This window comes from Meridianimaribacter sp. CL38 (assembly GCF_004328055.1).
Lineage (GTDB): Bacteria > Bacteroidota > Bacteroidia > Flavobacteriales > Flavobacteriaceae > Gaetbulibacter_B > Gaetbulibacter_B jejuensis.
Genome location: NZ_QKWS01000005.1, coordinates 161,571 through 183,378, shown reverse-complemented (window position 1 = coordinate 183,378; position 21,808 = coordinate 161,571). Strand labels below are relative to the sequence as shown.

Here is a 21,808-nt window from a genome sequence, read left to right as displayed (position 1 = left end):
TTTAGTCAAATGTTGTTATTAAACCTAGATGATTTTAGGTATGATTTAACTAATATCATCTAGTAGATTCACTCTTACTTATTTATAAAAATAAGCAATTTTAAGAGTAAATATAACATTTCCTTGCAATTAAGCGTTTTTTGTTCCTTTTTTGAGCTCTATAACGGTTACTTCTGGCCATATACCAACTCGTCCTGGAAAGGCATGATAACCAAAACCCCTATTAACATTTATATATCTTCCAAACTCTTCATATAAACCTGCCCATTGTTTATAAACATACTGAGAAGGACTCCATTTGAAAATCCCTGGAATTTCAATTCCCATCTGCAATCCATGAGTGTGACCACTAAGCGTAAGTTGATAATTAAAATCGTCTTTCTTTACCTTGTACTCCCAGTGAGATGGATCGTGAGATAGCAATATTTTAAAATCGTCTTTATTTATTCCTTCGGAAGCTTTAACCAAATCACCTGATTGATTAAACCCTTTTCCCCAGTTTTCAACACCTACAATAGCAATTTTCTGACCGTCTTTTTCTATGTAACGGTTCTCATTCAGTAATAATTCAAATCCTATTTTTGGATGAATGTCTTTTACCGCTTTAAAATTGTTAACCTTATCTTCTTTTGTTAACCAATCAACATAGTCGCCATAATCATGATTTCCTAATACTGAAAACTTACCCATTGGTGCATCTAGCTGTTTAAAAACATCAACCCAAGTATCCATTTCATCAGCCTTATTATTTACAATATCACCAGTAAAAAGAATAATGTCTGATTTTTGTTCGTTAATTAAATCAACACCATACTGTATTTTGTTCTTATTGGTAAAACTCCCTGAATGTATATCGGAAATCTGTGTAATGGTTAAACCATCAAAAGCCTCAGGTAAATCTTCAAAAGACAATTGATATTTTAAAACCTTGTAGTTATATCTTCCCTGAATAATTCCGTATAAAAATGAAGCAAATGGGATGGCTGCCAACCCTAAAGCCAGCTTAGAAACAAAAACACGCCTACCAACAAAAGATTGCGTTTCTCCACTTGAAAATACTGAAACAAGTTTTAGAATAACTCGTACAATATCTTCGCCAAACATCATTATAATTAATATTGCTTTTGGGATAAGAATTGTAAGCATAAAGCCAACTGCATACTGAAATTGCATGGTTTGCCCTAAACTTCTTGGAGTAGAAAACATTACATATATTAAGTTGGCATAAACTAATGCAGAAACACCTAGCCAACTCCATTTAACAACACGACTTTTAGTAACCGTTTTTAAGGCTTGAAAAGTATAAATTTCAGCTACCAAAATAATAGCTGAAAGTATCACAAGCCTAATAATCCATCTCGACATAAACTAAATTTAATCAAAGATAACCGAATTTAAAATCTTTTATCTTCAATCATTTTATATTTAACTATATGTTAAGATTTAGTATCTTTTGCCTCCAATTTAATACCTCAGCATGAAACGTTGCTTTTTTATTGTTTTATTGACATCCTTTTTTTTCGGATGCACTGAAAACAAACCATTTGAACCTGCTCAAAAAGACAAATCTTTAATTTCTTATGTTAATCCGTTTATTGGTACTGGTGGTCATGGCCATACCTATCCTGGAGCAACTATACCTTTTGGTATGATGCAACTGTCTCCAGATACGCGACTTGATGGTTGGGATGGTTGCTCTGGATATCATTATTCAGATGAATATATCTATGGCTTTTCGCATACACATTTAAGCGGAACAGGAGTTTCTGACTATGGTGACATTTTATTAATGCCAACAAACAAGGTTGCTTTTAATAATGGAGCTAACGGAAAATCAGGTTACAGAGCACATTTTTCTCATGACAACGAAATTGCTGAACCTGGTTATTATAAAGTACATTTAGATTCTACAGAAATTGATGTAGAACTCACTGTTTCCAAACGAAGTGGTATACATAAATACCAATTTCCTTCTTCTGAAAATCAATATGTGATTTTAGATTTAGACCATCGCGACCAACTTTTGGACTATAAAATTCAGATGGTCGATAGTCAATCGATTAAAGGTTACAGACATTCCAAAGCTTGGGCAACAGACCAACGTTTGTTTTTTGACATGTATTTTTCAAAACCTATTGAAAGTATTTCTTATGTTGAAAATGACACTGAAGTTTCAAAAAACTACAAATACCAAAGCAAAAAGGCAGCAATAAAATTCAAAAACCCAAACAATGATCCTATTTATATTAAAATAGGTATTTCAGCAGTTGATGAAGCTGGCGCAAAACATAATTGGGAAACTGAAATAGGAGACAAAACTTTTGACGATATTAAAACCGAAGCTCAAAACACTTGGGAGCAGCAACTAGAAAAAATTGTGGTTGAAAGCCAAAACGACGATTACAAAGCAAACTTTTACACAGCATTATATCACACCATGATTGCGCCAAACTTATATCAAGATGTTGATGGAAGATATCGTGGTATGGATTTGGAAATTCATGAAACCAAAGATTTTGAGTATTACACAGTGTTCTCACTTTGGGATACCTATCGTGCAGCGCATCCGCTTTACACCATTATTGAAGAAGACCGAACAAACGATTTCATCAATACATTTTTAGCAAAATATGATGAAGGCGGCATCATGCCAATTTGGGATTTAAGCGCTAATTACACGGGTTGCATGATTGGTTATCACGCAGTTCCTGTAATTACTGACGCTTACTTAAAAGGGATTCGTGAGTACAACACCGAAAAAGCTTTTGAAGCCATGAAACACAGTGCAACAAGAGATAAATTAGGATTGAAAAGCTACAAAGAATTTGGATTTATTCCTGTAGAAGAAGAAAGCGAATCGGTTTCAAAAACTTTGGAATATGCTTATGACGACTGGACCATTGCCCAAATGGCAAAAGCCATGAACAAAACCGAAGACTACAAAACTTATACGGAACGTGCGCAATATTATAAAAACAGTTACGACCCAGAAACCAAATTTATGCGTGGTCGTTTTAGAAATACATGGTTTGCGCCTTTTGATCCTTATGAAGTGAACTTCAATTATACTGAAGCCAATTCTTGGCAATACAGTTTTTATGTGCCTCAAGACATTTCTGGGTTTATGAATTTATTAGGCGGAAAAGATAAACTCGAAACCCAATTAGACACCTTATTTACTGCCAATGACAAAACTTCTGGACGTCATCAAGTAGATATTACAGGTTTAATTGGACAATATGCACATGGTAATGAGCCAAGTCACCACATGGCTTACCTTTATAATTTTGTAAATAGGCCACATAAAACTCAAGAACGCGTACACCAAATTTTAACCGAATTGTACACTAACACACCTAATGGTATTTCGGGTAATGAGGATTGTGGACAAATGAGCGCATGGTATGTGTTTTCATCAATGGGATTCTATCCTGTGACTCCAGCAAGTAATGAGTATATTATTGGCACACCTTTATTTGACAAAGCCACAATCAATATGGAAAATGGCAAGCAATTTAATGTTATTGCTACCAATCTAAATGATAAAAACATTTACATTGAGCATGTTTACCTCAACGGAAAATCGCTTGACAGAACATTTATTTATCATCACGAAATTGCAGAAGGTGGCACATTGGAATTTAAAATGACCGACAATCCTGCTGTTTGGGGAAGTCGAGAAGGACAAGAGCCTAAAAAAAGCATTGACGAACACCTCGTTGTTCCTGTGCCTTTCATTGCAGAAGGCGATGTCGCTTTTAAAGGTGAAACCGAAGTTGTTCTAGAAAATGTAGATGAAAGCGCTTCCATTTTTTATAGTTTGAATGATGAAGATTTCAAATTATACGATGCGCCTTTTAAAATTTCAGAAGCTACAAACTTAAAAGTGTATTCAGAAAAAAACAAAATCAAAAGCGCAACGGTTGAAACCAAGTTTTATAAAATAGACCCTAACCTTTCTATTACTCTTGAAACCGAATACGCCAACCAATACAATGGTGGTGGTAACGATGCCTTAATTGATGGTATTCTTGGAACCCAAGATTTCAGAACTGGTACTTGGCAAGGGTATCATAACACTGATTTAATAGCAACAGTAGATTTAGGAAAAGAAACCCTTGTTAATCTGGTTACCATAAACTTTCTGGAAGATCAACGCTCTTGGATATTTTATCCTACTGAAGTTACTTGTTTTGGTTCCAATGATGGTAAAACATTTACACCTATTGATTCACCTCGCGTATCAGAAAACATTTCTCCAAATGAAAACGTAGAAATCAAACAATTTCACTTTAAACAAGTGCCAAAAAAATACCGTTATATAAAAATAAAAGCCAAAACACTAGGTGAACTTCCTGAATGGCATTTAGGTTACGAACACGACGGAAGAAGCTGGCTATTTGCTGATGAAATTACAATTAAATAAAACTAACTAACATTTAATCATGACCCAACAAAAATCCTATCGCTCATCATTCATTCTACTTACTGTATTATTTTTCCTTTGGGGATTTATAACAGTTTTAGTCGATTCACTTATACCTCGACTAAGAGAGCTTTTCACGCTCACCTACTTCCAAGCAGGCATGGTTCAATTTGCATTTTTTGGTGCCTTTTTCTTACTGTCAATTCCTGCGAGTTATATCCTCTCAAAAATTGGTTATAAAAAAGGAATTATTCTAGGCTTGGTTACTATGGCATTAGGTTGCTTGTTGTTTTATCCTGCAGCATCCTATCGTGTATTCGGAATATTTATGTTGGCTTATTTTATTTTAGCTGGAGGCATTACCATTTTACAGGTAGCAGCAAACCCGTATGTTGCAGTTTTGGGTTCTGAAGATGGTGCATCTAGTCGATTAAATTTATCGCAAGCCTTCAATTCATTAGGAACTGCAATTGCTCCTGCCATTGGCGCATTATTCATTTTAAGTGATAAAATTAAAACTAAAGACGAAATAGATGCTTTGGTTGGCACTGCTAAAGAACAATATTTAATTGCTGAAGCTTCAGCTGTTCAAACACCTTTTATTGGTCTAGCATTGTTTATCGTGCTTATTGCTATCTATTTCTTTTTTGCTAAACTCCCAAAACTTATTAGCGAAACCGAAACAGGAACTTATAAAAATGCCTTAAAACAGAAAAACCTTATGCTTGGTGTATTTGGCATTTTCTGTTATGTAGGAGCCGAAGTTGCTATAGGTAGTTACTTGGTAAATTATTTCATGGATATGAATTTAGTATCACTCATCAAAGAAGAAGGGTTTATGAAATCAATCGCTGAATCGCTATTAAATTCTGGTTTAGCTGAAAAAGATGACAAAGCAGTTGTTGGTGTATTTGTTACCTTTTATTGGTCAGGTGCTATGATTGGTCGTTTTATAGGTTCGTACTTAACTAAAATCATTAACCCAGGAAAAGTACTTGGTATATTTGCTACTTGTGCTGTTGCTTTAATCTTGATATCTATTAGTACAACAGGATTGGTTTCAATGTGGAGTATTTTAGCGGTAGGATTATTCAATTCTATTATGTTCCCTACCATTTTCACATTGGCTATTGATGGTATTGGGTCATTAAAACCAAAAGGTTCAGGGCTTTTATGTACTGCTATTGTTGGTGGTGCTATTATTCCGCCTGCATACGGATTTCTAACAGATAACATCGGATTTAAACCTGCTTTATTTTTAGTGATTTGTGCTTATGCATACATCTTGTATTATGGCTACAGAAACTCTAAAAAAACTTTTAATTTATGAAACGCAGACACTTTATAAAAAACGCTTCACTTACTGGAGTTGGATTAACCGTTGGTTCATCATTAATTGCATGTGCTCAAGAGAATTCAAAAACCGAAAAAACTTCAGTTGTTGCAAACCCGAAAGCATCACTTCCATTGGTTATTGCTACTTGGAATGTACCTAATGCTACTTCAAAAGCTTGGGAAACTCTAAAAAATGGAGGTTCTGCATTAGATGCCGTTGAAAAAGGCTGCATGGTTGAAGAAGCTGATGTCAATAATACTTCCGTAGGAAAAGGTGGTTTACCAGATCGTGATGGTCACGTAACGTTAGACGCTTGCATTATGGACAAGCATGGTAATTGTGGATCGGTAGTATATCTTGAAAATATTGTACATGCTGTTTCAGTAGCCCGTAAAGTTATGGAAGACACACCACATGTTATGCTTGCTGGAAAAGGCGCTGAACAATATGCCTATGAATTAGGAATGCCAAAGGACAACTTACTAACGGAATCATCAAAAAAAGCTTGGGAGGAATGGAAAGTAAAAAGCGAGTATAAGCCTATCATTAACATTGAAAACCACGATACTATTGGTATGCTTGCTATTGATGAAAATGGTGATATTTCTGGTGCCTGTACAACAAGTGGTCTTGCTTATAAAATGGCTGGTCGTGTTGGTGATAGCCCAATAATTGGTTCTGGTTTATTTGTAGATAACGAAATTGGTGCTTGTGTGGCTACTGGATTGGGTGAAGAAGTTGTAAAAACAGTTGGCAGCTTTCTGGTGGTTGAATTGATGCGTCAAGGCAAATCGCCGCAAGAAGCTTGTGAAGAAGCTATAAATCGTATTGTTAGTAAACCTAATAGTAATTACAAGGATTTTCAGGTTGGGTACATTGCAGTAAACAAACAAGGAGAAACAGGAAGTTACTCTATTCATAACGGTTTTAGTATGACAAAATTTCAAGATGGAGAGAATACCAATCAAACATCTAATCATTTTATTAAAACAGAATAAGCACTTTTTTAACAACTTAACCTTTAATTAAAATAGGTATTGCTATCTTTAAATTATAAAACAATGCCTTATGTCAGCCATTCGTGTACTTATTATTGAGGACGACCCAATCATTTCTGATGACATAAAAGATATGCTTACTAGTGCAGATTATTTTGTGGTTGGTATTGCCTATGATAAAAATGACGCTTTACAAGCAGTAGATGAATTGCAACCTGACTTAATACTTTTAGATATAAATTTAGAAGGTGAATATGAAGGTTTTGAAATTGCTGAACATATAAATAAAACACGTAAAATCCCGTTTTTATATCTGACTTCGTACTCTAGTAAAAACATTATTGAGCGCGCAAAAAACACATTCCCTATGGGATATATTGTTAAACCTTTTAATGAGCGTGAACTATTTTCTAGCATTGAAATTGCCTTACATAATTTTTCAAAGTTTGTACTTCCTGTAGCACTTAATCGCGACACAATAAATAATTTAATAACAACACCTTTAACGCAAAAAGAATTTGATGTGCTAAAAGGACTTTACAGCGGAAAAACAAATCAGCAACTAGCCGATGAGCAATTTGTAAGTGTCAATACTATTAAAACCCACATTAAAAATATTTACGAAAAACTGAATACACATACACGGTCAGAAACTATTACACTTCTTAACGAGCTGCTTTATTAGTTTTAGGAATTGTTATACTTATATGCGTTCCGTGAGTATTATTAGTCTCAATAGTTGCTTTCAACTTTTGCGTTAACGAGCGTATTAATCGTTGTCCGAAGGTTTCTTCTTTACCTCTTTTTATTATTTTTTCTGAAATACCAACACCATTATCAAAAACAACAAGGTTATAGTTCATTGCTGTTTCAGTCATTTCAATCTGAATTTTTGGTTCTAAATTTGCTTCTACATTATTAAAAGCGTGTTTTAAAGAATTGGTCACCAACTCATTCACAATAAGCCCAATATGAATTACCTTTTCAATATCTAGCACGATATCTTTTGCTTTTACTGTCGCAGTAATTTCTTTTCCTGTTTTGTGATACGAACTAAAAATGCTATCAACCAATCCTTCAAAATAGCTTTGAATATTAACTGTTGTTAAATCTTCGCCAGTGTATAAATTTTTATGAAGAATTGCCATAGACTGAACGCGATTTCTTCCATTTTGAAGTGCCTCAAGCGCTTTCGGGTCTTCTACATATTTAGACTGTAAATTGAGTAAGCTAGATATCATCTGTAAATTATTCTTTACACGATGATGTGTTTCATGAAGCAACAATTCTCTATCACTTAACGCCTTGGAAATGGTGTTGTTTTTACTTTTAATTTTTCGATAAAGTTGATATAAAGCAATGGCTGCAATACTCAACAATAGCAAGGCTACAAGCGATATGAGTTGAATAGATTTTGATCGTGATAATTTAGTTTCAGAAAGCTCTTTTTCTTTATTGAGCAATGTAATTTCAGCATCCTTTTTTTGCTGATTGTAGCGCGCATCTTTTTCGGCTATAATCTCGATAGATTCTTCCGAATAAATTGAATCACTCAACCTTTTAAAGGCTTTAAAATTGGTTAAAGACGATTTATAATCGCCATTTTTTTCATAAGCCTCAGATAGTAATTGATAAGCCGCTTGTTGCTGATACAATGATTGATGCTCATCATAGCTAAATACATCTTTTAAATGTGAAATAGCTTCAGGATAACGTTTCAGCTTAATGAGTACTTCACCCATATTTAGCTTTGATTCGCACAAATTATAGGTGCTACTTAAGTTTTCTCGAATTTTTAAAGCTTTTAAATGTTCTTGGTAAGCGTCGTTTAACCTACCTTGTTCTTGCCTTAACACACCTAAAAAATCATAATGAAAGCCCATTTCTCGCAACGTAGGAAACACTGCATTCAGCGCTTTTTGTTTCATTAGATGCATTTCAGCTTTATCAAACTCACCCAATTCAGTATAAAGCATCCCTAAATTGGCATTAGCACTTGCCATACCAGCACTGTCATTGAGCTTCTCATATTGTTCTAAAGCTAAAAGGTATTTGTCTTTACCTTTTTCAATTTGATCCATATTAAGGTAAAACCCAGCCAAAGAGTTATTGATATCAGCTTTTTGTTCGGCAGTTCCAAGCTTATCATAAATGCTAGCAACCTCAATCAAGTGGTTTTGAGAAATAACATTATTACCCAAAAACATATTTATAGTTCCTATAAAATGACCGCTTTTAGCCATGTCAATAGAATCTTTTTTTCGTTTGGAATAATTGTAAATAGACTGATAATAATCTAAAGCCGTTTTATAATCACCTTGCCAACGATGACTAGCGGCAAAAATGTAGTTATTGCGTATTACAGCACTACTATCAGTTGATTTAATATAAGCCTCCTGAAGTTTACTTGCTATGTTTTCAGCTCTATCAGGATCACGCTGTACCAAATGCTCACCTAGCAAAAAAAGCGCGTCCTTTTTTAAAGTTTTAGAGACGTTGCTATCAATAATTGTTTGCAAACTATCCTGATAAGCGTCTGGTTTGGCATCTTGAGCATACGAACACAAACCGCTTAAGGTTACGAAAAGGCAAAAACTAAAAAATTTACACATTGATTTTCAAGTTAGTGAAACAAATTTACAAAACCATTTCTTCAAAAAATCACCCAAAAGTATGAAATAGAGTTGCCTGTATTATAAGAATTTAGCAACGCTATATTAATCACAACTTTATTACTTATGAAAACAAGATTTACTTTTTTGGCTTTTTATGTTCTTTTTGGAATAGCAGTATTTGCACAACCGAGTAATGATGCCTGTACTAGCGCACAATTTATTACTATAAACACATCATTTCAAAATATTGATTTTGATTTAACTAACGCAACTGTCAATAATGAATCTGGTTGCTCTGGAGATCCGGCAGATGACTATGTAGATGTTTGGTATCAATTTATAATGCCTGTTACAGGTAAACTTTACATTAATGGTTCAGTTACTAAAAACAGATTTAATATTTATAATAGCTGTAATGGTACAGAATTGCACTGTTTTACCAGCAACAAGCTTATTGATGACCTTATACAAGGAAGCTCCTATATATTAAGAGTTCGTAGATGGCTGCCACACAACGATGGTAATAATCAATCTTTTTTAATAAGAGCCTACGAAACTCCAGCAAATGACACCTGTAATAATTCTGAAACGATTATTGTTGATAACACTGTTCAATCAGTAGACTTTAATATAGGAGGTGCTGTAATAAACAATGAGGCTGCCTGTAATGGAGACTCTCCTGACGATTATACTGATGTATGGTTTGATTTTACAATGCCTGTTACTGGTTATTTCAACATTGAAAGTAACTCTTCATTTAACAACTTTGTATTATATGATGCTTGTGGTGGCAATGAAATAGTATGCTTTAACCAATCACAAACACTAACAACTTTAACACAAGGGCAAAACTATAAACTACGCATTTTTAGAAGTGAAACAGCAACCCTTTCGCATCTCGGTTTAAGTTTTACTGTTCAAGCTTATGAGTTTAGCCTTAATGACAATTGTTTAAATGCAGAAAACATCAACCTTACAACAAACACTCAAACAGTAAACTTCAGTATGCTTGGAGCAACTATTAATAATGAAATTGCCTGTAATGAAAGTAGCGCTGATAATTATGCTGATCTTTGGTACAGTTTTACAATGCCTGTTGATGGGTCATTAGAAATAATGAGTGCCTCAACCATCAATAAGTTTTCATTATACAATGCTTGTAATGGTACTTTAATCTATTGTTCACCTTTATTTTACGAGACTTCTATCCCATTATATGTTGATGAACTTGAGCAAGGAGAAAGTTATATATTAAAGGTATATAGAGAAGAAGACCAAGTGGATAATATGTCTTACAATTCCTTTACCTTAAAAGCGACTGACCCAACTATTTTAGATTGCTCATCTCCAGAAGTTCTTACGGTTACAACAACTGAAACCACTATCGATTTAGACTTGGATTCAGCAGTTTATAATCATGAAATAGGTTGTGATGATACAGATATTGATGACTACACCGATTTTTGGTATGAATTTACAATGCCAGTAAACGGCAATCTTTATATAAATCCATCTACATCATATAATTACAACAAAGCAGCTATTTACAACGCTTGTGGCGGCAATTTGCTGTATTGTTTTTCAGAAAATAAACTCATAGATGATTTAGTACAGGGACAAACATATCTGTTACGTATTTACAGACCTCGAACTATATATCCTGACGGGAACCAGTTTGCAATTAGAGCTTATGAGCGTATATCAAATGATATCTGTAGTAATGCCGAAGTATTACCTACATTAACTTCAGATAATACAGCAATTTACTTCAATTTAGGAGGTGCAAGTGTTAGCACTGAAGAAACCTGTATAGGTGATTCAGATTATATTCTAGATGCTTGGTGGCAAGTCACTATGCCTATAACAGGAAACTTATTTGTTGACACTCCTGGAGGGAATGGTATTGCTGTTTATGATGCTTGTAATGGTAATCAGCTATTTTGTGCTTTAGAAACCTCATCAGCTTTTAAACTCATTGACAATTTAATTGAAGGCAACACGTATTTAATTCGCTTTTTTAACACAGAATCAACTCTATTTGGTCCTGCTGATTTTCATTCCATGAATTTAAGAGTTTTTGAAAGAGCTGAAAATGACGCTTGTGCAAATGCGGAAACCATTCCAACAATAACAGATACTGCACAAGAAATAAATTTTTACACATTTGGTTCAGAGATAAATGAAGAATACGGTTGTGGCACATTCAATCTAGAAGATTATGTTGATGTTTGGTTTGAGTTCACTATGCCCAACCTTCCCGGAAATCTAACTATCACAAGTTATGTTTACAACCATTATGCAGTTTTTGATGCTTGCAATGGTAATGAAATACATTGCTTTCAAGGATCAGACCAAGTGGAAGGCCTTATACCTGGAGAAACCTATATTTTGAGAGCTTTTCAAAGACAAAACGAAATGTTTCATCCCTATGCGTTTTTTGATATTTGGGTAGATAATACTTTAGGAATTGAGGATCAATCTTTAGAAAACACCATTAACATCTACCCAAATCCAGTAAGGGATTACATCAATATTTCAATTGCAAACAATCAAACAATAACAGCAATACAATGTTATGACTTAATGGGAAAACAAATTTTCAATTCAACCTACAAAGAACAAATTAATGTTAGTTATTTAAAATCTGGTCTTTATTTGCTTAAAATTGAAACGCTCTCCGGAAGTTTTATAAAAAAGATTATGGTTGAGTAGTGTTTTTTAGTTTAGTTAGTTAAAAAGGAACAATCTATGAGGTTGTTCCTTTTTAAAACCATTTAATAGTTAAGTCTACTAATTTCTGCTTAAAGTTATTGTAAGGAGGCATTAGTAAATCTACAGCTCCAATAGTATGTTGTTTTAACACAGATCGTTGATTGGTAAATTCCAAAAAACCAAAATACCCATGCGATTTCCCAATGCCACTATTGTTTGAGCCTCCAAAAGGCAAGTTATGGTTTAAAAACTGTAACAAATTGTGGTTAACACAAGTACTTCCTGCTCTTGTGTTGTCAATAATGTGTTTTATAGTCTTATTGTTTTTACTAAAAACATATAAGGCAAGCGGCTTTTCTTTTGAATTAATATAGTCGATAACCTCATCAATATTACCGTAAGTTTTTACAGGAAGAATTGGCCCAAAAATTTCGTTTTTCATCAGTGCACTATCTTCAGAAGCATCAAAAACTAAAGTAGGTTCTATATAATTATCTTCTTCTTTATAGCTTCCTCCTATTTCTATAGTTGCATTTTTTAATGATGCATCTTCTAAATAAGACTTTAATCGTTCAAAATGTTTTCTGTTTACTATCCTTGCCAAAGAGTTGGACTCAGAGGCTTTTTCTGAATAGAATTCATCTAAATGCTTTTTAAAACTTGCTATAAATGCTGTTTTAATAGTTTCGTTTATGAACACATAATCTGGAGCAATACAGGTTTGACCAACATTCATAAATTTTCCAAAAATTATTTTCTTCACCACTTTATCCAAATTGGTGGTATCATCAATTATGGTTGGCGATTTCCCTCCAAGTTCTAAAGTTACTGATGTTAAATGCTCCGAAGCTGCTTTCATTACTATTTTACCAACTTGTGGAGAACCTGTAAAAAAGATATGATTAAAAGGTAGCTTTAAAAGTTCCTGAGAAACTTCTACCTCTCCTTCAACTAGCGCAATTTCATTATCGTCAAACAGCTCCTCAATTATATCACTCATCACTTTAGAGGTATGAGGTGTCATTTCGCTAGGTTTTAAAATCACAGTATTGCCTGCTGCTATTGCAGAGACTAATGGTCCAAAAGTAAGATTGACAGGAAAATTCCATGGTGAAATAATTAAACAAACACCTTTTGCCTCGTTTTTAATGTATGATGAGCTTCCTAAAAGAGAAATGGGTGTTTCTACTTTTTGAGGCTTTAACCAAGATTTTAGATTTCGTTTTACAAAATTAATTTCATCGATAACAGGATATATCTCAGTTAAGTCAGTTTCTAACTGTGGTTTCTTGAAGTCACTATACAATGCATCTCTAAGCCTTTGTTTATAGGTAAACTCTAATGCGTTCTTTAAACGGTTAAGTTTCATAATACGTGCTTTGTATGTTGTATTCCCAACAGAAAACTGATTGATTTTCTGACTGTTAAACAGATTTAAATAGGTGTTTTTACTCTTATTTACCATTTCTAAACAACGTTTTTATTGGGCTCAAAGCTCATTTTGTGCATTTCACCGATGTTTTTTACCATGCTTTTCATCTTATCTAGTAATCGACTGTTTTCATCTAAAATATTTAAACTAGCCTTAAATGTTACGTTTCTTTGACAAGAATTTTAAAATAAACCCTTTATAACAAGGTCATGAAAAAAGTTTTAATATTTTTAGTTTTTTTAAGTTTACCTCTACTTTCTGTAGGACAAAATGATATCGCTACTAACAAAAATAGTGATACTATTGAAACTACAACTAAGAAAGAAGATACTCAGTCTAAAAAAGAGACTACAGATAGTTCTAAATTCAAATCAGAATTAATGAACTTAAACCACAAAAAAAGCAATGATATTATTAGTATTAAAGCTTACAGAAAAAGTTTACAAATAAAAGTAAAGACCATAAAGCTTTGCTAGAATAAATAAAGATTATAAAAAAAGCCGAAACAATTGTTTCGGCTTTTTTTATTAGTATTCTTAAGTTTTGTAGTTTTATAGACTTCAAAATTTCAAAAAATGTCAGACCAAAAACGTCTTTTCCTAGTCGATGCTTACGCGTTAATTTTTCGTGGGTATTATGCCTTTATTAAAAATCCAAGAATCAACTCAAAAGGCATCGATACTTCGGCCATTATGGGTTTTATGAACTCACTTTTAGATGTTATAAAACGTGAGCGTCCAGACCATTTAGCCGTATGTTTCGATAAAGGCGGAAGTACAGATAGAGTAGAAATGTTTGAGGCTTACAAAGCTAATCGCGACGAAACGCCAGAAGCCATAAAAGTTGCTGTACCTTACATTCAAGAGATTTTAAAAGCAATGCATATTCCTATTATGGTGAAGGAAGGCTATGAAGCCGACGACGTTATAGGAACCCTATCAAAACAAGCCGAAAAACAAGGTTACCAAACCTTTATGGTAACGCCTGATAAGGATTTTGCGCAGTTAGTGTCTGAAAACATTTTTATGTACCGACCAAAATCGTTTGGTGGCGGTTATGAAACTTGGGGCATTCCAGAAGTGCAGAAAAAATTTGAAGTTGAAGACCCTTTACAGGTGATTGATTTCTTAGGAATGATGGGTGATGCGAGTGATAACATTCCAGGTTTACCAGGTGTTGGTGAGAAAACCGCAAAAAAATTCCTGAAAGCCTACGGAAGTATGGAAGGTTTATTTGAAAACATCCACGAGCTGAAAGGGAAAATGAAGGAGAAGGTAGAAGCTAATCAAGAATTAGGTTTACTATCGAAAAAACTGGCTACCATAATGCTTGATGTTCCGGTAGAATTTGATGAGAAAGATTTTGAAATGTGCGCCCCAGATATTGAAGCGGTTAAAACTATTTTTCAAGATTTAGAGTTTAGAAGACTTACTGAAAACTTCTTAAAAACTTTTACTGCAGAAGCTGAAGTCACGGAAAGTACTTCAAAAACCGCAGATACAACTGTTTCCCCTTCAGGGAAAATGTCAGCAGGACAAAAGGGGACTGCTGGTGCAGGACAATTTTCTCTATTTGGTGGCGATGTTCATGAGGCAGATACCGAAACAAGTTCAGCATCGCACATCCGAAAAACTGCAGAAAACACAAGCCATTTTTACCAAAGCGTTGCTTCTGGTATGGCAACAAAACTTTTTATTAAAAATTTAATGAACCAAACTTCGGTGTGTTTTGATACCGAAACTACAGGTTTAAATCCGTTAACTGCCGAATTGGTTGGTATTGCATTTTCATGGGAAGTTGGCAAAGGCTTTTACTTACCATTTCCTGAAGACAAAACCGAAGCGCAAGACCTAATCGAAACATTACGTCCGTTTTTTGAAAGTGAAACCATTGAGAAAATTGGTCAGAATTTAAAATATGATATAAAGGTTTTAGCCAAATACAACATCGAGGTCAAAGGTAAGTTGTTCGACACCATGTTAGCGCATTACCTCATCAATCCAGATATGCGCCACAATATGGATGTTTTGGCAGAAACCTATTTGAATTATACACCAATTTCTATTGAAACCTTAATTGGCAAGAAAGGAAAAAATCAGCTTTCAATGCGCGATGTTCCTTTGGAAAAACAAACGGAATATGCCGTTGAAGATGCCGATATCACCCTACAATTAAAAGAACATTTTCAAAACGAATTAGGCGAAGCCAATACCCAAACCTTGTTTGATGATATTGAAATTCCGTTACTGCGCGTTTTAGCGGCAATGGAATTGGAAGGCATTAATCTAGACAAAGACTTTTTAGCATCTCTAGCAGAGCAACTAAACAATGATATTGCTACACTTGAAAAGCGCATTTACGAAGCTGCTGGTGAGGAATTCAATATTGCTTCACCTAAACAATTGGGTATTATTTTGTTTGAAAAAATGAAATTGGTTGACAAGCCAAAAAAGACCAAAACTGGGCAATACTCTACTGCAGAAGATGTATTGAGTTATTTGGCTAAAGACCATGAAATCATTCAAAACATTCTTGATTTTAGAGGTTTAAGTAAACTTAAAAGCACGTATGTTGATGCGTTACCGCTTCAGGTTGAAGAAGCCACAGGACGCGTACACACCGATTATATGCAAACTGTTGCAGCCACAGGTCGTTTAAGTAGTAACAACCCGAACTTACAAAACATTCCTATTCGTACCGAACGTGGTCGTCAAGTGCGAAAGGCGTTTATTCCGCGAAGCGAAGATTACACCCTTTTAGCTGCCGATTATTCTCAAATTGAATTGCGTATCATCGCAGCGTTAAGTGAAGAGGAAACCATGATTGAAGCCTTTAAAAACGGTGAAGATATTCACGCTTCAACCGCTGCAAAAGTATTTAATGTGGCTATTGAAGACGTCACGCGCGAACAACGTAGCAACGCCAAAACCGTAAATTTCGGTATTATTTATGGTGTTTCAGCTTTCGGATTAAGCAATCAAACTAATTTATCTCGTAGTGAAGCCAAAGAGTTAATCGACACGTATTACGAAACTTATCCGAAGCTAAAAAACTACATCAGTAAACAAGTAGATTTTGCTCGTGACCATGGTTATGTGCAAACGGTTTTAGGTAGACGCAGATATTTAAAAGATATTAATTCTAGAAATGCGGTTGTTCGTGGTGCTGCCGAACGAAATGCGGTAAATGCACCAATTCAAGGTAGTGCTGCCGACATTATTAAACTCGCTATGATTGCCATTTACAACAAACTTGAAGCTCGCAATTACAAAACAAAAATGCTACTGCAAGTGCACGATGAATTGGTTTTCGACGTTTATAAACCAGAACTGGAAACCATTTCAACCTTAATTAAAACCGAAATGGAAAACGCTTATAAACTGTCTGTACCGCTCGATGTTGAGTTAGATACTGGTGATAATTGGCTGGAGGCGCATTAATTTTTTAATCTTTTTATAATTTGAAAATAGACAAGTTTGTTCTTGCTATTATAATCGTTGTTATAACAGCATATATTTACCCACATTTAGGTGCTGGTGAAAGCGCAAAAGTTTTAAATACGCTGAGCAGTATTGGTATTTCACTCATCTTTTTTTTCTACGGATTAAAATTGAGTCCAGAACAGATAAAATTAGGGTTAAAAAACTGGAAATTACATGTGCTTATTCAAAGTATAACGTTTGTAGTTTTCCCTTTAATTGTGTTGGCAGTGCAACCCTTTATTTCTTCCAATAATAAATCGTTGTGGTTAGCTTTTATGTTTTTGGCAGCTTTACCTTCAACCGTTTCGTCCTCAGTGGTTATGGTATCTATTGCAAAGGGTAACATTCCTGCTGCTATTTTTAATGCGAGTATTTCGGGACTAATTGGAGTTGTGCTCACACCGCTTTGGATTGGTTTTTTTATGACTTCTACCAATACCGATTATAGTTTAATCGATGTGTATCAAAAATTGTTATTGGAAATATTAGCACCTGTTATTCTTGGTTTATTATTAAGACGTTTTTTAGGTGCTTTTGCTTTAAAGCACAGTAAAAAAATAACACTGTTTGATAAAAGCGTGATTTTATTAATTATCTATAAAAGTTTTTCAAAATCCTTTTTAGACCGCATTTTCGACAACTTAAGTATTATCAACTTAATTGGAGTTTTTCTTCTAGCTGTTGTATTGTTTTGGCTTGTATATTTTTTAATAGGCTTTATAAGTAAAAAACTGAATTTCAATATTGAAGATCGCATTACAGCTCAATTTTGTGGCACCAAAAAATCGTTAGTTCATGGTACGGTATTTTCAAAAATACTATTTCAAAACGCTTCTTTTTTAGGAGTTATTTTACTACCAATTATGATGTTTCACGCATTTCAAATTTTAGCTATAAGCGTGATTGCTTCAAAACATTCTAAACGGAATTAAGTGTTATTTGAATTAAAGTTTAGAAATAGCCTTTTCTAGAATACTTTTTATCTGATGCTTTAAACTTTCAGGTTCTATGATTTTTGCATAATCTGAAAAAACTATATACCATCTTGAAAAACCATGTTCTACATAAGGTGTTAAGAACGTCATTTCAACATAATTGCCTTTTACTTTTTCTGATACAAATCCGTGTTGCCATTTGCTATTGTTTATAAATCGAACGACAGATTTATCTACTTGAATAACTACTTTTGTTTTTTCTACGTCATTCAATTTATTACGGTAATCATCTAAGGTAATGTGCTCTCTTGTAAAACTATGTTGGGTTGGTTTTATGGCTTGCATTCTATCGGTTCTAAATTGTCTGTAATCCTTCCGAAGATGACAAAAACCCAAAACATACCAAAATCCCGTTTCGTGATAAATACCAACAGGCTCTACAAAACGTTCGGTAGGATTTTCGTTGTTAAGCGCCTGATATTTTAAATGCACTTGACGCTTTTCAGCAATACTTTCAAAAAGTACCTCTAGTGCATTGGGCAAATCATCATTAAATAGTTTATGAGAAGGGTCGACTAATATTTGAGATTCTAAAGCAGAAATCCAGTCTTTTTCACGTCCACGTAACACCGATTTCAACTTCAGCATTGCTGATTCGTAGTAATTTCCTAACGATTTATCTACAAATTTCTGCATCAGTTTTTCGGCAGCAACAAAACTACCTGCTTCTTCGCGTGTAAACATAACTGGTGGCAAACGGTAGCCTTCCATTATTGAATAGCCAACACCTGCTTCGCTAACTATTGGCACTCCCGAAGCTTCAAGCGTACGAATATCGCGATAAATGGTTCGTAAACTTACCTGAAACCTATGGGCTAATTCTTGTGCTTTTACAATGCGTTTGGATTGCAATTGAATAAGTATAGCTACAATTCTATCAAAACGTTTTACAGTGTCTAAACTCATAATGCTGTAACATATATCCCAAAGATAGGTTTTCAGGTTGAAGTTTGTATTTAATTTACCCTTCAACATAATTATTAATCATTAATAAGACACAAAAATAGATGTGGTGTATGACAAGGGTTTGTCAGTTGAAATTTTTTAAAACTTTATTTTTTACTACTGACACAAAGCTGTCACTATGCACTTGTAATTTTGATTTCAAATAACAAGAACATCAAAAAACAAAAAACATGGAAACAAACACCAACACTACATTACAAACAGTAATTACACCTGAAGAATTATTAGCGCAATGGCAAGGACATCGTAACTTAACTCGACGTGTTATTGAAGCTTTTACAGAAAAAGACTTATTCAATTTTTCAATAGGTGGCATGCGTCCTTTCTCTGAAATGGTTGTTGAACTTTTAGCTATTGCAGCACCTGGTATCAAAGAAATTGTTACTGGTAAAACTGCAGCGTTTAATGAAGACATTAACCATGAAAATAAGAAGGCAAAACTGCTTGAGCTTTGGGATAAAACAACCGAAGATATCAATACATATTGGGCGCAAATAAAGCCAGAACAATTTCATGACACTATTAAAAGTTTTGGTGAATATGAAGGTACTGTTTGGTCTTCAATTTTTTATTTCATAGATAATGAAATTCATCATCGCGGACAAGCCTATGTGTATTTACGTGCTTTAAATATTGAACCACCTTTCTTTTACGAACGCTAAAATTTACAGCATGAATTCTGTTTTGGTCTTTAAAACATCTATCACTTCAAATCGTGAAATTAAACAGTTAAAGCCTGTTTTAAATAGCTTAATTGCCAAAAATGGATATTGGAATTTTGACTTGGAAGATTGTGACAATATCTTCCGAGTTGAAACCAAAACCATTACACCTTATGCTATTTCACAGGCCTTTAAAAGTCTTGGTTTTTATTGCGAAGAATTGGATTAGAAAACCTATTTACGTTTTCTCTTCTTATACTTCACCTTATTTTTTCGTTGGTTAAAAGGTACAGCATCGTTAAAGGTGTTTTTAGTTTTACCAGGTTTATTTTTACGCCATTTTTCATCTTTTTTAGGCAATAAAACATCAAGTAAATCTTGTCTTCCTAATTTATTAAGCGTGTTTTTTATCCAGGCTTTGTTTTCATCTTTATACCAAAAGAAAAAACGGTGTTGTTCGTCCTTTTCCTTTCTGGTTTTTGGCGTATTCACTTTTTTAAGTGTATACGGATGGTAACCACTGTAATAAATCACCGTAGCCACCGTCATAGGTGTTGGCGTAAAACCTTGTACTTGCTCAAGCTGAAAGCCCATATCTTTAGTTTCGGCAGCAAGATTTGCCATATCTTCCACTTCGCATGCTGGATGATTTGAAATGAAATACGGAATTAACTGTAAGTTCAGTTTATTCTTGATATTGATTTTATCGAAACGCTCCTTAAACTTATGGAAGTAACTAAACGATGGTTTTCGCATTAATTTTAATACGGGATCACTAGTATGTTCTGGCGCTACTTTAAGTCGACCAGAAACGTGCTTGGTCATCACTTCTTCGGTATAATCGTCTAACTCTTTAGGATCTGCGTTTTTATTAAATTCTGGCACCAACATATCGTGTCTAATTCCAGAACCGATAAATGATTTTTTAACCTTCGGATGACTATCAACCGCTTGATACAATTCGGTTAACGGTTTATGAGACGTATCTAAATTGCTACAAATTACTGGCGAAATACAACTTGGTGCAACACATTTATCGCAAATAGATTGTACTTTACCTTTCATTTGGTACATGTTTGCACTTGGCCCACCAATATCAGATAAATAGCCTTTAAAATCGGGCATATTCGCCACTTTATCAACTTCTCTTAATATAGACTCTTTACTACGACTCGCGATAAATTTTCCTTGATGTGCCGAAATGGTACAAAAACTGCAACCACCAAAACATCCACGGTGAATGTTTATAGACGTTTTTATCATCTCGTAAGCAGGAATTGGTCCGCGCTTATTGTATTTTGGGTGTGGTAAACGCGTGTAAGGCAAATCGAAAGACGCATCAATTTCGGCTTCCGTCATTGTAGGATACGGCGGATTTATCATCAGCATCTTATTACCTACCTTTTGAAAAATACGTCTTGCAGCTAATTTATTGGACTCTTGCTCTATAACTTTAAAGTTAGACGCGTATGCTTTTTTGTCTTTTAAACAAGTTTCGTGAGATGCGATTTCAACATCTTCCCAATTCTTGTTTTTAGGAATATCGTTTTCATCATTAATAAGAATTGCTGTTTGATTAACAGTATTAATGCTATTGAAAGGTACACCACGTTCTAACAGACGCACAATTTCACGTAATGGCTGTTCGCCCATTCCGTACACCAACATATCTGCTTTAGAGGTTTCTAAAATAGTTGGCATTAATTGGTCACTCCAATAATCGTAATGTGTGACACGACGTAATGAACCTTCAATACCACCAATTAAAACTGGTGTATCAGGCCATTTTTCTTTTAAAATTTTACTGTAGACGGTAGATGCGTAATCTGGTCTAAATCCTATTTCGCCATTTGGCGTGTAAGCATCTTTATCTCGACGCTTTTTATTGGCGTTGTAGTTGCTAATCATAGGATCCATGCAACCACCTGTAACACCGAAGAATAAACGTGGTTTACCCAACTTTACAAAATCCTGAAGATTATCATTAACATTTGGTTGCGGTACTATAGCCACACGTAAACCCATACTTTCTAGCAAACGTCCGATTACTGCAGGACCAAACGTGGGATGATCTACATAAGCATCGCCGCTAAATAGAATTACATCCAGGTATTCCCATCCGCGAATTTTCACCTCTTTATTTGTGGTAGGTAACCAACTAGAAAGTCTTAATTCTTCTTGCAT

The 21,808-nt window shown here is 34.4% G+C and carries 15 protein-coding genes; 10 read left to right on the top strand and 5 right to left on the bottom strand.

Annotated elements, in window-relative coordinates:
• Positions 1–129: 129 nt before the first annotated feature.
• Entirely contained in the window at positions 130–1,365 is a 1,236-nt protein-coding gene (locus tag DMZ43_RS12980; protein ID WP_131508803.1) for a metallophosphoesterase, read from the bottom strand.
• Positions 1,366–1,477: 112 nt separating this feature from the next.
• Here DMZ43_RS12980 and DMZ43_RS12975 point away from each other — a divergent pair, with 112 nt between their 5' ends.
• The 4 genes from DMZ43_RS12975 (at position 1,478) to DMZ43_RS12960 (ending at position 7,445) form a co-directional block, all read left to right on the top strand.
• Positions 1,478–4,426, top strand: coding sequence for a GH92 family glycosyl hydrolase (locus DMZ43_RS12975; RefSeq protein ID WP_131508802.1), 2,949 nt, complete (start codon positions 1,478–1,480; stop codon positions 4,424–4,426).
• A 19-nt stretch (positions 4,427–4,445) separates the two neighbouring features.
• On the top strand, positions 4,446–5,756 hold the full coding sequence (locus DMZ43_RS12970; RefSeq protein WP_131508801.1) for a sugar MFS transporter: 1,311 nt from the start codon (positions 4,446–4,448) through the stop codon (positions 5,754–5,756).
• Positions 5,753–6,760 (top strand): isoaspartyl peptidase/L-asparaginase family protein, encoded by a 1,008-nt coding sequence (locus tag DMZ43_RS12965; RefSeq protein ID WP_131508800.1) that lies wholly within the window; start codon positions 5,753–5,755, stop codon positions 6,758–6,760. The genes DMZ43_RS12970 and DMZ43_RS12965 overlap by 4 nt, the downstream gene beginning before the upstream one ends.
• Positions 6,761–6,830: 70 nt before the next feature.
• Positions 6,831–7,445, top strand: a complete 615-nt coding sequence (locus tag DMZ43_RS12960; RefSeq protein ID WP_131508799.1) for a response regulator — start codon at positions 6,831–6,833, stop codon at positions 7,443–7,445.
• Here DMZ43_RS12960 and DMZ43_RS12955 read toward each other — a convergent pair.
• A complete protein-coding gene (locus DMZ43_RS12955) occupies positions 7,426–9,372 on the bottom strand; it encodes a histidine kinase dimerization/phosphoacceptor domain -containing protein (RefSeq protein ID WP_131508798.1) in 1,947 nt (648 codons plus the stop codon). The genes DMZ43_RS12960 and DMZ43_RS12955 overlap by 20 nt on opposite strands.
• A gap of 126 nt (positions 9,373–9,498) precedes the next feature.
• Between DMZ43_RS12955 and DMZ43_RS12950 the strand changes: the two genes are divergently transcribed.
• The gene (locus tag DMZ43_RS12950; RefSeq protein WP_131508797.1) at positions 9,499–12,087 is read left to right on the top strand and encodes a T9SS type A sorting domain-containing protein; all 2,589 of its coding nucleotides are present in this window, start codon (positions 9,499–9,501) and stop codon (positions 12,085–12,087) included.
• A 52-nt stretch (positions 12,088–12,139) separates the two neighbouring features.
• Here DMZ43_RS12950 and DMZ43_RS12945 read toward each other — a convergent pair whose 3' ends face one another.
• Complete coding sequence (locus DMZ43_RS12945) at positions 12,140–13,552, bottom strand: aldehyde dehydrogenase family protein (RefSeq protein WP_131508796.1); 1,413 nt, start codon at positions 13,550–13,552, stop codon at positions 12,140–12,142.
• Positions 13,553–13,728: 176 nt separating this feature from the next.
• Between DMZ43_RS12945 and DMZ43_RS12940 the strand changes: the two genes are divergently transcribed.
• The 3 genes from DMZ43_RS12940 to DMZ43_RS12930 all read left to right on the top strand — a co-directional run bounded on the left by DMZ43_RS12940 (position 13,729) and on the right by DMZ43_RS12930 (position 17,933).
• Positions 13,729–13,995: a hypothetical protein gene (locus DMZ43_RS12940; protein WP_129760939.1), complete on the top strand. Its 267-nt coding sequence runs from the start codon at positions 13,729–13,731 to the stop codon at positions 13,993–13,995.
• 99 nt (positions 13,996–14,094) lie between these two features.
• Positions 14,095–16,959, top strand: coding sequence for a DNA polymerase I (polA, locus tag DMZ43_RS12935; RefSeq protein ID WP_131508795.1), 2,865 nt, complete (start codon positions 14,095–14,097; stop codon positions 16,957–16,959).
• A 20-nt stretch (positions 16,960–16,979) separates the two neighbouring features.
• A complete protein-coding gene (locus DMZ43_RS12930; RefSeq protein WP_131508794.1) occupies positions 16,980–17,933 on the top strand; it encodes a bile acid:sodium symporter family protein in 954 nt (317 codons plus the stop codon).
• A gap of 12 nt (positions 17,934–17,945) precedes the next feature.
• Here the strand turns inward: DMZ43_RS12930 and DMZ43_RS12925 are convergent, their stop codons facing one another.
• Complete coding sequence (locus tag DMZ43_RS12925; RefSeq protein ID WP_131508793.1) at positions 17,946–18,902, bottom strand: YafY family protein; 957 nt, start codon at positions 18,900–18,902, stop codon at positions 17,946–17,948.
• A 230-nt stretch (positions 18,903–19,132) separates the two neighbouring features.
• On the opposite strand from DMZ43_RS12925, the gene DMZ43_RS12920 reads away from it, so the two are divergent.
• Both DMZ43_RS12920 and DMZ43_RS12915 read left to right on the top strand, forming a co-directional pair.
• Positions 19,133–19,624: a DinB family protein gene (locus DMZ43_RS12920; protein WP_131508792.1), complete on the top strand. Its 492-nt coding sequence runs from the start codon at positions 19,133–19,135 to the stop codon at positions 19,622–19,624.
• Between the two features lie 10 nt (positions 19,625–19,634).
• Complete coding sequence (locus tag DMZ43_RS12915) at positions 19,635–19,853, top strand: hypothetical protein (RefSeq protein ID WP_131508791.1); 219 nt, start codon at positions 19,635–19,637, stop codon at positions 19,851–19,853.
• A gap of 5 nt (positions 19,854–19,858) precedes the next feature.
• On the opposite strand, the gene DMZ43_RS12910 is transcribed toward DMZ43_RS12915, so the two are convergent.
• Positions 19,859–21,808 carry a YgiQ family radical SAM protein gene (locus DMZ43_RS12910; RefSeq protein WP_131508790.1) on the bottom strand — a complete coding sequence of 650 codons (1,950 nt, stop codon included), beginning with the start codon at positions 21,806–21,808 and terminating at the stop codon, positions 19,859–19,861.